Genomic DNA, 13084 nt, shown 5'->3' on the forward strand with positions numbered 1-13084 from the left:
CGACTCCTACCAGGCCACACTCGACCTCGCCGAAACCCTCGACTGGCTCCGCGCCGTACCCGACCAAACCCCATGATCCGCCAAGTACGCCCTAGAGCCAGCCGTTGTCCCGGGCGGCGCGGATCGCCGCGGCCCGGTCGGCCGCGCCGAGCTTCTGCACGGCGGCGGACAGGTGGTTGCGGACGGTGCCGGTGGACAGGTGCACCCGGCGGGCGATCACCGCGACCGGGGCGCCGAACTCGGCCAGCCGCAACGTCTCCAGCTCACGGGGCGTCAACGGGCACGCGGGCAGGGTCAACGCGTCGGCGGCCAGCGACGGGTCGACGTACCGGCCGCCGGCGTGCACCCGGCGGATCACGTCGGCGAGCGCACCACCGGGCGAGCCCTTGGGCAGGAACCCGCGGGCACCGGCGGTCAGCGCCTGCCGCAGGTGCCCCGGGCGGCCGTGCCCGGTCAGCACGACCACCGCGCACTCGGGGCGAACCCGGGTCAGCTCGGCGGCCACCGCGATGCCGTCCAGACCGGGCATCTCCAGGTCCACCACCGCCACATCCGGGCGGTGCGCGAGCGTCGCGGTCACCGCCGTGGGTCCGTCGGCGGCCTGGGCCACCACGTCGATGTCCGGTTCGAGGCCGAGCAGCGCGGCGACCGCGACCCGCATCAGGTCCTCGTCGTCGGCGAGCAGGACGCGGATCACGACGCCACCGGCACTGTGGCCTCAAGGGTGAACACGCTGTCCTCCCGGCGGACCCGCAGCTCTCCCCCGGCTGCGGCCAGCCGGTCGGCCAGGCCGCGCAGACCGTGGCTGTGCTCGTCCGGGCCGCTGTCGTCGGCACCGTCGTTGGCGATGGTCATCCTGGCCCCGTTCTCGTCCCGGTCGATGTGGATCCGGCACCAGTCGGCCCGGCTGTGCCGCAGCACGTTCGTGCTCGCCTCGCGCAGCACCGCCGCCAGTTCGGTGGCGGCCGACTGGGGCAGGTCGGCAGGCGGCGGCGACACCGTGCAGCGCACCCCGCAGGACCGCAGAACCTCCGCCACGGCGGCCAACTGCTCACCGAGGTCGACCGCCCGGTAGCCGTGCACGGTCTCGCGGACCTCGGTCAGCGCGGACGCGGCGAGCCGTTGCACCTCGGCGGCTTCCCGACCGGCCCGTTCCGGGTCGACCGGCGCGAGCCGGGCGGCGAGTTCGGCCTTCAGCGCGATCACCGTGAGGTGGTGCCCCAGCACGTCGTGCACGTCGCGGGCGAAGCGCAGCCGCTCCTCGGCGGCGGCCAGCCGCACCTGCGCGGCCTGGCCCTGCCGGGCGTCCACGAGCAGGCCCCAGAACCAGATCTGCAACCCGTTGACGGCCGCCACGGCGGCCCCGATCCCGCCGGTCACGGCCAGGTGACGCGCGATGGACCCTCCGGTCCACACGGCGACCGCCACCGCCACCAGCAGGACGCCGGTGGCCATCGCGAGCGCGGCGCGCAGTCGCAGCAGCAACGGCGCCATGCCGATCAGTGCCGCACCCAGCCAGGCCCAGGTCGGCCACCTGCCGGCCGCCACCGGGCCCACCAGCGGAACCGTCAGCACCGCCGTCCCCGCCAGGCTCACCTGAGCGCGGCGTCGCCAGCGCGAGTCGAGCCACGGCGTCACGGCCGCGTACAGCACGACGGTCTGGGCGGTCACGAAGGCGAGAATGCCGACCGCGCCGAGCACCACCCGCCCCGGGGCTGGCTCGTGGGTCAGACCGACCGCCGGGAGCAGGACGCTCACCCAGACGCCGGTGACCAACGACAACAGCGTCGCCTGCCGGGCCCGGTGCAGCCGGCGGTCCGACCGGGAAGTCACCGCCTCGCTCGCCACCCGTCGATCCTAGGACCGCCCGACACCCGGCCCACCCCCGCGACCGTCACGGTTGAACCGTGCGTCCCGCACGGTTTTCCGATGACGAACGGTTCTGCCCACCGCGCCGCGACGCCGGCAGGGTCAGGGCATGGAAAAGACAGAGTTGTACGCGGACACCGCCGGCGCCGTACCCCCGGCCGCGACGGCGCCCACCGCCCAGCCGGCGGCCTCGGACGCGGCGCTCCCGGACGCGGCGCCGGCCGCCGGTGCGCGGCGGCTGCTGTGGCATCTCGGCGAGATGGCGCTGGCGATGCTGGCCGGGATGCTGCTGCTCGACGCACTGTGGGACGCGGCCGGCGCCGTGTCGGGTCTCGCCGGAGGGCTGCGCCGGCCGGACGTCGCCGCGCTGGTGATGGCGACGAACATGACAGTCGGGATGACGGTGTGGATGCGCTACCGGGCGCACCACTGGCGCTCGGTCGGCGAGATGGCCGCCGCGATGTACGTCCCGTTCCTGCTGCTGATCGTGCCGTTTCGGGCCGGCCTGGTCGACGGCGACGCGCTGCTGCTCGGCGGTCACCTGCTGATGATTCCCGCGATGGTGCTGGTGGCGGTCCGACACCGACACGAGGCACCGGCACCGGTACGCCGAAACCGGGTCGTGGTGGCGCTCGCCCACCGCTGGCCGGCCGGGTTGGCGCTGCTGCTGACCGTGGACATGTGGGTCGACCCGGGCGTGCTCAGCCCGTGGACGATGCTGGTGCTGCCCGGCGGCTACCTGGTGATCGGCATGGCCCGCCGCACACTGGGCGGGCGGGGCGTGCTCACCACCCAACTCGCCGGTCTGGCCGTCTGGGTCGCCCTGATCCTGATCGCGGTGACGGTCGGCGGGCGGACCGCCGACTGGCTGGTGGCGATCGGCTGGTTGGTGCACGCCGGCTGGGACGTGGCGCACCACCGCAACCGACGGGTGGTGCCGCGCGGCTACGCGGAGTTCTGCGCGGTGCTCGACGTGGCCGTCGCCGCGGTGGTGGTGCTGGCCATCCTGACCACCGACGCCTGACCGCCCCGCCCCGCCCCGCCCCGCCCCGCCCCGCCCGCTCATGATCCACACACGCGCTCGCGGGGTTGTGCCGGTCGGCGCAGCGGCCCGGACGGCGTAATGAAAGGCTTGGCACATGAGTTCCGCACCTGCACAGCACGACGCACCGACCGACGCACCGATTGACGCCAGCCCCGGCGGCACCGACGAGGTGAGCGCCTTCACCGATCTCGGGCTGCGCGCCGAGTTGCTGGGCGCGCTCGCCGCCCTCGGGTACGAGGAGCCGACCCCCATCCAGCGGGAGGCGATCCCGCCGCTGCTGGAAGGGCGCGACCTGCTGGGTCAGGCGGCCACCGGCACCGGCAAGACGGCGGCGTTCGCGCTGCCGCTGCTGAACCTCATGACGCCCCACCGCCGCGACGGCGACCCGGTGGCGCTGGTGCTGGTGCCGACCCGGGAGTTGGCGGTGCAGGTCTCCGAGGCGTTCCACCGCTACGGCAAGGACCTCGGCGCGCGGGTGCTGCCCATCTACGGTGGGCAGCCGATCGGGCGGCAGTTGCGGGCACTGGACAGCGGCGTCGACGTCGTGGTGGCCACCCCGGGGCGGGCGCTCGACCACATCGCCCGGGGCACCCTGCGTCTGGGCGGGCTGGCCACGGTGGTGCTCGACGAGGCCGACGAGATGCTCGACATGGGCTTCGCCGAGGACATCGAGGCGATCCTGGAGCACGCTCCGGCGCAGCGTCAGACTGTGCTGTTCTCGGCCACCATGCCGTCGCGCATCGACGGGATGGCCCGCCAGCACCTGCGGGAACCGGTCCGCATCGAGATCGGCCGGGAGCAGACCGTCGCGGGTGAGGCGCCCCGGGTGCGGCAGAGCGCGTACATCGTGACGCGGGCCCACAAACCGGCCGCATTGGGCCGGGTGCTGGACGTGGAGTCGCCCACCGCCGCGATCGTGTTCTGCCGCAGCCGCGAGGAGGTGGACCGGCTGACCGAGACGATGAACGGCCGGGGCTACCGCTCCGAGGCCCTGCACGGCGGGATGAGCCAGGAGCAGCGCGACCGGGTGATGGGCCGGCTGCGGGCGGGCACCGCCGACCTGCTGGTGGCCACCGACGTGGCGGCCCGTGGGCTGGACGTCGAGCAGCTCACCCACGTGGTCAACTACGACGTGCCGTCCGCGCCGGAGTCGTACGTGCACCGGATCGGCCGGGTCGGGCGGGCCGGCCGCGAGGGGGTGGCGATCACCCTCGCCGAGCCGCGTGAGCACCGGATGCTCAAGACCATCGAGCGGGTGACCGGCCAACGGATCACCATCGACAAGATCCCCACCGTGGCCGACATGCGCACCCGCCGGTTGGAGCTGACCCAGGCGGCGCTGCGGGAGAGCCTGCTGGAGGACGACCTCGACCCGTTCCGGGTGATCGTGGAGACGCTGACCGACGAGTTCGACCTGATGGAGGTCGCCCTCGCCGCCGTGAAGCTCGCGCACGAGGTGACCTCGCCGGGCGCCGACGACGAGGAGGAGATCCCGCAGGTGCCGGTGCGGGCTCCCCGCGAGGGTCGACCGGAGACCGGCGGCCGGGGCGGCGACCGGCGAGGCGGGGGCCGGCCGCGCTCGGGCGGCGGCAACACCGTGCAGGTCTTCGTCGGCCTGGGTCGACGGGCCGGGGTGCGTCCGCAGGATCTGGTGGGTGCGATCACCGGGGAGACCGGGATCCGTGGCCGCGACATCGGCTCGATCGAGATCGCCGACCGGTTCTCGCTGGTGGAGGTGCCGCAGGGGGTGGCCGACGAGGTGATCTCCGGGTTGCGGCAGAGCACGATCAAGGGCCGCAAGGCCACCGTGCGCCGCGACCGGGGAGGCGACGAGCGCTGAGCACGCCGCCGGCGACCGCCGGCCCGATCCACGCCGCCGGCGACCGCCGGCCTGAGCACGCCGCCGGCGACCGCCGGCCTGAGCACGCCGCCGGCGACCGCCGGCCTGAGCACGCCGCCGGCGACCGCCGGGGTACGACGGTCGCCGGCGCGGGTGGATCAGAAGGAGTACGGGCCGAAGCGGCCCCAGGCCACCACGGCGGCGAGCACGAGCAGCACCGCGCAGGTGATCGCGCCCTGGATCTCCGTGCGACGCTCGGCCGCCGTGTCGCGCTGCTTCCGGTCGCGCAGGTGCACGGAGATGCCGCCGATCATGACGACGACCAGCCCGACGGCGGCGAGCGGGGTGAGCACGGTGGCGATGCCGGTGAGCGCGGGCAGCACCAGCCCGACGGCGGCCAGCAGCTCGACCGTCCCGAGTGCCTTGACCTGGGTCGGTGGGACCGGGTCCACCCACCGCATCAGCTCACGCAGTTTGTCCTTGGGTTGGGTCAGTTTGGCGAAGCCGGCGCCGGCGAAGACGGCGGCGAGCAGGATCTGGATGATCCAGAGCACCAGGTTCACGGGGTTCCTCCGGGGGACCGCCTCGCGGCGGAGAGGCAGTTGGGGGTTCACGCGGGACAGTAGCCCCCTTTCCGCGTACCGAAGGACCCCCGCCGTCTCCGATGACGGCGGGGGTCCTTTGGGGTTGCGGCGTCAGACCGTGAAGAGCGCCGGACCGTCCAGCGTCTCGACCTCGGCCGGACGCAGCGCCAGGGCGAGCACGTCGGCCACGTCGGCCAGGGTGTGCACGGTCAGCGCCTCGCGCACCTCGGTCGGCAGGTCGTCCAGGTCGGGCTCGTTGCGAGCCGGGATGATCACCTCGGTGAGGCCGGCCCGGTGTGCGGCGAGCAGCTTCTGCTTCACCCCACCGATCGGCAGCACCCGACCGGAGAGCGTCACCTCGCCGGTCATCCCGAACTCGGGGCGGACCGGGCGGCCGGTGACCAGCGACGCCAGGGCCGTGACCATGGTGATGCCGGCGCTCGGGCCGTCCTTGGGCACCGCGCCCGCCGGGACGTGCAGGTGGATCCGCCGTCCCGCCAGGGCGTTCGGGTCGATGCCGAGCCGGCGCCCGTTGGAGCGCAGGTACGACAGCGCGATGTGCGCCGACTCCTTCATCACGTCGCCGAGCTGGCCGGTCAGGGTCAGCCCCGGCTCGCCCTCCATGCTCGTCGCCTCGATGAAGAGCACGTCCCCACCGGCACCGGTGACGGCGAGGCCGGTCGCCACACCGGGCACCGCCGTGCGCTCGGCCGACTCCGGGGTGAACTTCGGTCGGCCCAGGTAGCCGGTGAGGTTGTCGGTGTCGACGCGTACCGGGGTCGGGTCGGTCGCCAGCGTCACCGCCACCTTGCGCAGGATCTTGGCCAGGGCACGCTCGAGCTGCCGGACACCGGCCTCCCGGGTGTACTCCCCCGCGATCAGCGCGAGCGCCTCGTCGGCGACGCCGACCTCGTCGGCGGTCAGCCCGGCCCGGTCCCGCTGCCGGGGCAGCAGGTGGTCGCGGGCGATGGCGACCTTCTCGTCCTCGGTGTACCCGTCCAGGGTGACCAGCTCCATCCGGTCCAGCAGCGGGCCGGGGATGGACTCCACCACGTTGGCGGTGGCCAGGAACAGCACGTCGGACAGGTCCAGGTCGACCTCCAGGTAGTGGTCCCGGAAGGTGTGGTTCTGCGCCGGGTCGAGCACCTCCAGCAGGGCGGCGGCCGGGTCGCCGGCGTAGCCGGCGGAGACCTTGTCCACCTCGTCGAGGAGCACGACCGGGTTCATCGAGCCGGCCTCGCGCAGCGCGCGGACGATCCGGCCGGGCAGCGCACCCACGTAGGTGCGCCGGTGACCGCGGATCTCCGCCTCGTCGCGGACGCCGCCGAGCGAGACCCGGACGAAGTTGCGTCCGAGTGCCCGCGCCACGGACTCGCCGAGGCTGGTCTTGCCCACTCCGGGCGGACCGGCGAGGGCGAGCACCGCGCCCGAGCCGCGACCGCCGACGACGCCGAGGTTGCGCTCGGCCCGCCGGTTGCGCACGGCCAGGTACTCCAGGATGCGGTCCTTCACGTCGGCCAGGCCGGCGTGGTCGGCGTCGAGCACCGCCCGGGCCGCGGCCAGGTCGGTGTTGTCCTCGGTACGCGTGCCCCACGGCATCTCCAGCACCGTGTCGAGCCAGGTGCGGATCCAGCCCGCCTCCGGTGAGGCGTCACTGGCCCGCTCCAGCTTGCCGACCTCGCGCATGGCCGCCTCGCGGACCTTCTCCGGCAGCTCGGCGGACTCGACGCGGGAGCGGTAGTCGGCGGAGCCGTCCGGCTCGTCCTCGCCCAGCTCCTTGCGGATCGCGGCGAGCTGCTGACGGAGCAGGAACTCCCGCTGGGACTTCTCCAGCCCCTCCCGGACGTCACTGTTGATCTGCTCGGTGACCTCCTGCTCGGCCAGGTAGTCCTTCACCCAGCCGACAAGCAACTCCAACCGGGCGGTGACGTCCGCCGCGGCGAGCAGTTCGTTCTTCTGCTCCAGGGTCAACCAGGGTGCGTAACCGGCCGAGTCGGCCAGCTCGGACAGGTCGGTCATCCGCTCCACCGCGTCGATGACCTGCCAGGCGCCCCGCTGCTGGAGCACGGAGGTCACCAGGGCGCGGTACTCGCGGGCGAGTTCCCGGGCGCGGCCGGCGGGAGCGGGTTCGTCGAGTTCGGTCGCCTCGACCCAGAGTGCGGCGCCGGGGCCGGGCACGCCGGAGCCGATCCGGGCCCGGGACAGGCCGCGGATGACGGCGGCGGGCTCACCCTCGGGCAGCCGGCCGACCTTCTCGATGGTGGCGACGACGCCGACCGGGCCGTACTCGCCGTCGATGCGCGGCACGGCCAGCAGCTTGCGGTCGCCGGTCGCCCGCGCCGCGTCGATCGCGGCCTGGGTGGTGGGGTCGAGGGTCACCGGGATGACCATGCCGGGCAGCAGCACGGCGTCGGTCAGGGGAAGTACCGGAAGAGTTGCCATCGAACACCTGCTATCGCGTTGAGTTGAGCGTGTCTCACTCAAGTAACAAAGCGTTCCCCTTGTTCCGGCTTGTGACCCAGGCCACTCCGACGAAGGGATCTCCCCCACTCCCTTGCTGCGGGCCGACGCCGAGGGGTTCCTGCCGAAGACCAGCGAACCGAAACAACTGCTGCGGGCGATCGCCGCCGGCCGCAAGACCGTCGACAGCGCCGAAGAAACTGCACGTCTCGGAACGGACGGTGAAACGGTTGACGGCCGCGTTGCCGCGCCGGCTGCGGGTGTCCAACCGGGCCGAGGCGGCCGCCCTGGCCGGGCACACCGGCCTCCTCGACGATTGCGACCCCCACCGATTCGCGGTTTTTCTCGGTAACGAACGCAATCACGACGCGCCGAATGGGACGCATATTGTTGCGGATTACCGGGCTGATAGGTCAGACTTTGAACACATCCCGCCGCACACAGGGAGTAATCGGCAATGGCGAGAAAAGTAATCACGGTCCTGACCGACGACCTGGACGGCGGCAAGGCCGACCGGACGGTCGAGTTCAGTCTCGACGGCGTGGCCTACACGATCGACGTCTCGGACGAAAATGCCGGCGTCTTGCGCAAGACGCTTGATCCGTACATCAATGCGGGTCGGCGGATCGGGCGCGGCCCGGTGGAGAGCGCCCGATCGATCCGGAGGCCGGGGCGACCCACCGGTGCCGGAATGGATCGGGAGCAGAACCGGGCCATCCGGGAATGGGCCGTCAAGAACGGCTACAAAATTTCCGAGCGGGGCCGGATCCCGGTTGAGGTCGTCGAGGCGTACAAGGCGCGCTGACGCGCGGGTTGCCGACAGGGTTGCGCCGGACACGGCGAGGCCCCGCCGGATTGTCTCGGCACGACATGACGGTGGCCGGTCACCCAGGGTTTGTCGCCCCGGGTGACCGGCCGCCGTCGGTCGTGCTGGGTCAGTTGACGTCGATGCGTACCGAGTCGAACGCGGGGGTCTGGTTGGCCCGCTCCATCATCGGCAGCCGGTGTGAACCGTCACCGGCCCAGACGGAGCACTGCGCGGTGCCCGACTCCGGCAGGCCCGGAATCTGGATCGTCACCTCGTCGGGCTGGGCACCACCGCGGCCGTCCTCGGTCGCGACGAAGAAGGCGGGCACCTCCTGCGGCTCCGGCGGGGCGGTCAGACTGTCCAGCATCCGACACGCGGTATGGAAGTGGCCCCGGACCAGGCCCTGGGCGTTGAGCAGCGAACTCTCCACGTAGTAGCCACCCTGACCGGCGGCCAGGAAGCGGTCGCGGACCAGGTTGCGCGTGCTCACCCGCAGGGTGAACGCCTGGTTGCGGCCGATCTGCTCGGGGAACTGGGTGATCAACAAAGACGGGTTGTTCGCGGCGGCGCCGACCTCACCGAACTCGGTGCTGACGCAGCGGTTGCCAATCTGGAAACCGTCGTGCGGCTGGAGTCGGCTCTCGTCGCAGTCGTTGGCCAGCACGCCGAGCCCGGCGCCGGGGGCATTGCCACCGCCGTTGTTGTTGCCGCCGCCGTTGTTACCACCGTTGTTGCCGCCACCGTTGTTGTTGCCGCCGCCGCTATTCCCGCCGCCGTTGTTGCCGCCCGTGTTGCCGGTCGGCTGCACCTGGCAGTCGGCGAGCTGCGCCAGGCCCTGCGGCCGAGGCCCGACCCGGTCGATAGCGGTCGTGATCCGGTCCAGCACCGCGCGCCGTTTGCCGGCCAGCGGCTGCAGGATCGCGTTGCGGATGAAGGCCTCACCCTTGTTCCCCTCGGCGGCCAACCGGCGGTCCGCCTCGGCGATCTGGGCCTGCAACTGGGCGAGACTGCGATCCACCTCGGCCCGTGCCTGGGCCGGCACCTGCGGCAGCTTCGCCGCCACGTCCGGACAGGCGATGGCCGTGCCGGTGCCCACCGTGCCGTCCTTGCCGTCCTCACACTCGGGGACCGACTGCTGCCCGTCACCCCAGTGGTTACGCACCCAGCGGCCGTTCTGCCAGGTCCGGCTGGTCGAGGCGCCGCCAGCCGGCGCGGTCGAACCGGGACTCGGCTCCACGCACTGCCCAGCAACCGGACGGGGCTTATTTGTCCGCCGGTCCTGGGCCGACGAAATCTGGGTCACGGCGACGACTCCGCCGAAGACCACGAGCGTGCCGACAACGGCCAGCAGACGCTTGCTCCGCGCGTTGCCGGATGACCGGCGCGCCCGTGTGGACCTGCGCATCGAATTGCTCTCCTTCTCGATCCGGTAGTGGATTCCTGCCCTCGGCGGACCGACGGATGTGAGATCGCACGCCACGGTGGTGAGCACCGCGACCTACCCGGTAATGCGTCGATGGCCGACGATGCCCTTTCCGCACCGTCTCCCGCGCCCGTGGACGCGGTTGGGGAGATCCTGTTCATTCGCGCAGGAGTACGGGCCGGTGACCGGGAAGGTTCAACCGTCGCGAAGGAAATTGCCGGGACCGGAGGCGGAGCCGATCCGGGGCAGGAATCAGCAGGTGGAACGGGCGCCGGTCAGTCGGCGCAGAGGTGGTCGAAGGCGAATCCGCCGACGAGTTCGTGGCGGCGCCGACTCAGCGCGGCGATCCGCGCCGTCAGTTCGGCACGCGGCAGCAGGTCCGTGCCGGCGTCCGCCCGCAGCCGCTCCCCCACCGCGACGGTGGCGAGATCCTCGGCCAGTCGGGCCGCGTCGATGCCGCACGAGAAACGCTGCTCGGTCACCGAGACCTCCTCGACGAGGCAGGCGTCGGGGCGGACCTGCACCCAACTCCACCCCTGCGCCGGCCCGTCGGCCCAGCGCACGTGCAGCCCGCGCACGATCGGGTCGGCCACCCGGCCCGCCACGTACGCCTCGACCGCCGCCGCCCTGGTCAGCGCGCCGAGGTCGTTGACCGGCCCGGTACGGCCGTCCGGCAGCCGACCGAGGATGTCCCGGAAACCCACCGGGGCCGGGTCGTCGCCACCGGCGGTCACCCCGGCGGCGCCGGCCGCCCAGGCGCGCGCGTCGATCACGTACTCCACGAGGCGCCGGCCGTGCTCGGCGGCGCGCAACGTCGAGGATCCGATCCGCAGCACGGGCAGCCCGACGGCCGCGCTCACCGCGTCCGTGAGCCGTTCGAGCCGCTGCTGCGCGGAGCCGGCGGACGCCACCGGGCCGATCTCCACGGCGACGACCGCTCGGCCGGTGTCGGCGGCGCAGACAACGAAGTCGAAGCTGGCACGGCTGGCCGAACTCCACTGACTGCCGGTGACCCCGGGCGGGCGACCCTGGACCAGGTCGCTGAGCCGGCGGGCCGGATGGACCCGGAGGCCGGCGCGGCTGAGCGTCGTCTCGCGCCCACCGTCGGCGGGCAGCGCCCGCAGCCAGCCGCGGTCGTCGCTGCCGATGCTCGTCATCTGCCTGATCCATCCGCCGGTCGGTCGAGCCGGGCCGAGTCTAGGTGGTCGATCATCGGACACCGACTTCAGATGTGACCGGGATCACAGGCGAGTGACGTTCCAGGGGCGGCCGGCGGGTGTATCCAGCGACCGCCGGTACCGGACCGGCCGGAGGTGACCATGTCGCGTCAGCAGTTCGGCTTCCTCGCCGGGTTTCTCGCCGTGGCGCTCTGGGCACTCGCCGGCGTCGGCGTGACAGCCGTCGCCGTGCTCGCCGGCCTGCTCGGCTGGCTGGTGGTCCGGGTGCTCGACGGAGACCTCTCCGTGACCGGCCTCGGCGACCGCCGCACCGAGCCACGGCGACGCCGATGACCGGCCGCCCGTCCGACGCCGCGGACGTCGCGCGGATCGCGGTCCAGGCCGCCGGCCTGGTGCCGGGCGTCTCCGTCGTCCGTCCGGCGGCGGTCCGCCTCGACGACCGGTCCGTCGGACTCGACCTGCACCTGATCACCTGGTACGGACACAGCGTGCCCGCCATCGCCGAGGCGGTCCGGGCGGTGGTCGCCGACCGGGTGGGCGTCACCACCGGCCTCAGCGTGGCGGCGGTGACGGTCACCGTGGACGACCTGCTCGTCCCGGGCGTGGACGTCTCCGCGACCCCCGCGACCGTCGCACCCGGGGGCCGCTGAGATGCGCACCGCCAACCGGGTCGCCTCGCTGCTGCTGGCCACCGCCCTGCTCGTCGGCGGGGCCCTGGCAGCCGTCCAGGCACTCCTGCTCGCCCTGGACCGACCGGTGCCGCTGGACACCACCGGCTGGTTCGACGCCCTGCGCGGCACCCGGTGGCGTGACCCGACGGTCCGGGCGGTGGCCGGCGGCACCGTCCTGCTGGGCCTGGTCATCCTGGTCGCCCAACTGCGCCCCTGGACACCGGTGCGGTTGCGCACCGACGACCACGACGGCTGGCACCTGCACCGTCGCAGTGTGGAGCGGCGGCTGGCCGACGCGGCCAGCGCGGTGCCGGGCGTACGCCGCGCCCGGGTCCGCGTTCGACGCCGTGGCGGCCAGTGGCGCCCCCGGGTGCGCGCGACAGGTGACCCGGCGGCCCGGGCGGAGATCGAGTACGCCGTGCACCAGGAACTGCACCGCCTCACCGCGCCCCGCCCCGGACGCATCGACATCCGGCTACAGCCCCGTCGGCGCCCGGCATGACCAACGCCGGCCACCGCCTCCTGTGGACGATCGTCGCGCTGCTGCTGGTGGCGGGCGGCGCGGCGGCGCTGGCGGCCGGCAACGGCACCCTGCCCGGCGCTGATCCACAGGCGGTGTTGCTCAGCGCCGGGCTGCTGGACCGGTGGCGGACGGCCACACCGTGGAGCACCCTGGCCGCGGCGGTCGGCGGGGCACTACTCGCCCTGGCCGGGCAGCGTCTCCTGGCCCGGGAGGTGCGGCGCCCCGCCGGTACGCTGCGCGGCACCCTGAGCCACCCCGGGCGACGACCGGGTCGCACCCGGCTGGCCACCGACGTCCTCACCGACGCGCTGGTCCGCGACCTGACCACCAACCCCGAGGTACGCCGAGCCCGCGTGGTGCTCACCGGCGAACCGCCGCACCCCGACGTGTGGATCCGGGTGGACCTGACGGCCGACGCGGCGACCGCCGGTGTACGCGAACACGTCCGCGCCGCGGTCCGCCGGTTCGCGGCGACGACCGACTGCCAGCCGGCACACCTCGACGTGACCGCCCACATCGAGCCAGGCCGACCCTGACCCGCGCCGGGCCGACGGCGGCGTACCGTGCGCCCTGCTCTCCGGCCGGCACCTCACCTGGTACGGCCCGTCCCTGGCCGAGGCGCCCGCGCTCCTGGCCGAGCAGCTGTCCCGGCCGGTGCGGGGCGACTGACGCGGGCGGCACCG

The 13084-nt window shown here is 73.3% G+C and carries 13 protein-coding genes and 1 pseudogene; 8 read left to right on the forward strand and 6 right to left on the reverse strand.

Annotated features, from left to right (window positions below; genetic code table 11):
• Positions 1-91: 91 nt before the first annotated feature.
• The gene (locus tag ACGFIQ_RS32595) at positions 92-697 is read right to left on the reverse strand and encodes a response regulator transcription factor (protein ID WP_357076756.1); all 606 of its coding nucleotides are present in this window, start codon (positions 695-697) and stop codon (positions 92-94) included.
• Positions 694-1848 (reverse strand): sensor histidine kinase, encoded by a 1155-nt coding sequence (locus tag ACGFIQ_RS32600; RefSeq protein ID WP_393249579.1) that lies wholly within the window; start codon positions 1846-1848, stop codon positions 694-696. The genes ACGFIQ_RS32595 and ACGFIQ_RS32600 overlap by 4 nt, the downstream gene beginning before the upstream one ends.
• 130 nt (positions 1849-1978) lie before the next feature.
• Between ACGFIQ_RS32600 and ACGFIQ_RS32605 the strand changes: the two genes are divergently transcribed.
• Together ACGFIQ_RS32605 and ACGFIQ_RS32610 are read left to right on the forward strand one after the other, a co-directional pair.
• The gene (locus ACGFIQ_RS32605) at positions 1979-2893 is read left to right on the forward strand and encodes a hypothetical protein (protein WP_393249581.1); all 915 of its coding nucleotides are present in this window, start codon (positions 1979-1981) and stop codon (positions 2891-2893) included.
• 115 nt (positions 2894-3008) lie between these two features.
• Positions 3009-4754 carry a DEAD/DEAH box helicase gene (locus ACGFIQ_RS32610; protein WP_393249583.1) on the forward strand — a complete coding sequence of 582 codons (1746 nt, stop codon included), beginning with the start codon at positions 3009-3011 and terminating at the stop codon, positions 4752-4754.
• A gap of 158 nt (positions 4755-4912) precedes the next feature.
• Here the strand turns inward: ACGFIQ_RS32610 and ACGFIQ_RS32615 are convergent, their stop codons facing one another.
• Together ACGFIQ_RS32615 and lon are read right to left on the reverse strand one after the other, a co-directional pair.
• Positions 4913-5317 carry a DoxX family protein gene (locus ACGFIQ_RS32615; RefSeq protein WP_393249585.1) on the reverse strand — a complete coding sequence of 135 codons (405 nt, stop codon included), beginning with the start codon at positions 5315-5317 and terminating at the stop codon, positions 4913-4915.
• 132 nt (positions 5318-5449) lie between these two features.
• A complete protein-coding gene (gene lon, locus ACGFIQ_RS32620) occupies positions 5450-7780 on the reverse strand; it encodes an endopeptidase La (RefSeq protein ID WP_393249587.1) in 2331 nt (776 codons plus the stop codon).
• Positions 7781-8255: 475 nt separating this feature from the next.
• On the opposite strand from lon, the gene ACGFIQ_RS32625 reads away from it, so the two are divergent.
• Positions 8256-8603, forward strand: a complete 348-nt coding sequence (locus ACGFIQ_RS32625; protein WP_393249589.1) for an Lsr2 family protein — start codon at positions 8256-8258, stop codon at positions 8601-8603.
• Positions 8604-8733: 130 nt separating this feature from the next.
• On the opposite strand, the gene ACGFIQ_RS32630 is transcribed toward ACGFIQ_RS32625, so the two are convergent.
• Positions 8734-10011: a hypothetical protein gene (locus ACGFIQ_RS32630; RefSeq protein WP_393249591.1), complete on the reverse strand. Its 1278-nt coding sequence runs from the start codon at positions 10009-10011 to the stop codon at positions 8734-8736.
• A 293-nt stretch (positions 10012-10304) separates the two neighbouring features.
• A complete protein-coding gene (locus ACGFIQ_RS32635) occupies positions 10305-11186 on the reverse strand; it encodes a DUF2726 domain-containing protein (protein WP_393249593.1) in 882 nt (293 codons plus the stop codon).
• A gap of 162 nt (positions 11187-11348) precedes the next feature.
• Here ACGFIQ_RS32635 and ACGFIQ_RS32640 point away from each other — a divergent pair, with 162 nt between their 5' ends.
• The 5 genes and pseudogenes from ACGFIQ_RS32640 to ACGFIQ_RS32660 form a co-directional block, all read left to right on the forward strand.
• Positions 11349-11540 (forward strand): hypothetical protein, encoded by a 192-nt coding sequence (locus ACGFIQ_RS32640; RefSeq protein WP_393249595.1) that lies wholly within the window; start codon positions 11349-11351, stop codon positions 11538-11540.
• Positions 11537-11857 (forward strand): Asp23/Gls24 family envelope stress response protein, encoded by a 321-nt coding sequence (locus ACGFIQ_RS32645; RefSeq protein WP_393249597.1) that lies wholly within the window; start codon positions 11537-11539, stop codon positions 11855-11857. Before ACGFIQ_RS32640 ends, ACGFIQ_RS32645 begins: the two co-directional genes overlap by 4 nt.
• Before the next feature lies 1 nt (position 11858).
• Entirely contained in the window at positions 11859-12380 is a 522-nt protein-coding gene (locus ACGFIQ_RS32650; protein ID WP_393249599.1) for a DUF6286 domain-containing protein, read from the forward strand.
• Entirely contained in the window at positions 12377-12937 is a 561-nt protein-coding gene (locus ACGFIQ_RS32655; RefSeq protein WP_393249601.1) for a hypothetical protein, read from the forward strand. Before ACGFIQ_RS32650 ends, ACGFIQ_RS32655 begins: the two co-directional genes overlap by 4 nt.
• A 19-nt stretch (positions 12938-12956) precedes the next feature.
• Positions 12957-13070 (forward strand): annotated as a pseudogene (locus ACGFIQ_RS32660) (cobalamin-binding protein); the annotation flags it as partial.
• Positions 13071-13084 lie beyond the last annotated feature (14 nt).

This window comes from Micromonospora sp. NPDC048898, from assembly GCF_043198035.1.
GTDB lineage: Bacteria > Actinomycetota > Actinomycetes > Mycobacteriales > Micromonosporaceae > Micromonospora.

What these genes read in the sequence shown, in the direction of transcription:
- ACGFIQ_RS32610 (WP_393249583.1), top strand. Translation starts at nt 3,009, where the DNA reads ATGAGTTCCGCACCTGCACAGCACGACGCACCGACCGACGCACCGATT.
- lon (WP_393249587.1), bottom strand. Translation starts at nt 7,780, where the DNA reads ATGGCAACTCTTCCGGTACTTCCCCTGACCGACGCCGTGCTGCTGCCC.
- ACGFIQ_RS32625 (WP_393249589.1), top strand. Translation starts at nt 8,256, where the DNA reads ATGGCGAGAAAAGTAATCACGGTCCTGACCGACGACCTGGACGGCGGC.
- ACGFIQ_RS32630 (WP_393249591.1), bottom strand. Translation starts at nt 10,011, where the DNA reads ATGCGCAGGTCCACACGGGCGCGCCGGTCATCCGGCAACGCGCGGAGC.
- ACGFIQ_RS32655 (WP_393249601.1), top strand. Translation starts at nt 12,377, where the DNA reads ATGACCAACGCCGGCCACCGCCTCCTGTGGACGATCGTCGCGCTGCTG.
- ACGFIQ_RS32645 (WP_393249597.1), top strand. Translation starts at nt 11,537, where the DNA reads ATGACCGGCCGCCCGTCCGACGCCGCGGACGTCGCGCGGATCGCGGTC.
- ACGFIQ_RS32640 (WP_393249595.1), top strand. Translation starts at nt 11,349, where the DNA reads ATGTCGCGTCAGCAGTTCGGCTTCCTCGCCGGGTTTCTCGCCGTGGCG.
- ACGFIQ_RS32605 (WP_393249581.1), top strand. Translation starts at nt 1,979, where the DNA reads ATGGAAAAGACAGAGTTGTACGCGGACACCGCCGGCGCCGTACCCCCG.
- ACGFIQ_RS32650 (WP_393249599.1), top strand. Translation starts at nt 11,859, where the DNA reads ATGCGCACCGCCAACCGGGTCGCCTCGCTGCTGCTGGCCACCGCCCTG.
- ACGFIQ_RS32635 (WP_393249593.1), bottom strand. Translation starts at nt 11,186, where the DNA reads ATGACGAGCATCGGCAGCGACGACCGCGGCTGGCTGCGGGCGCTGCCC.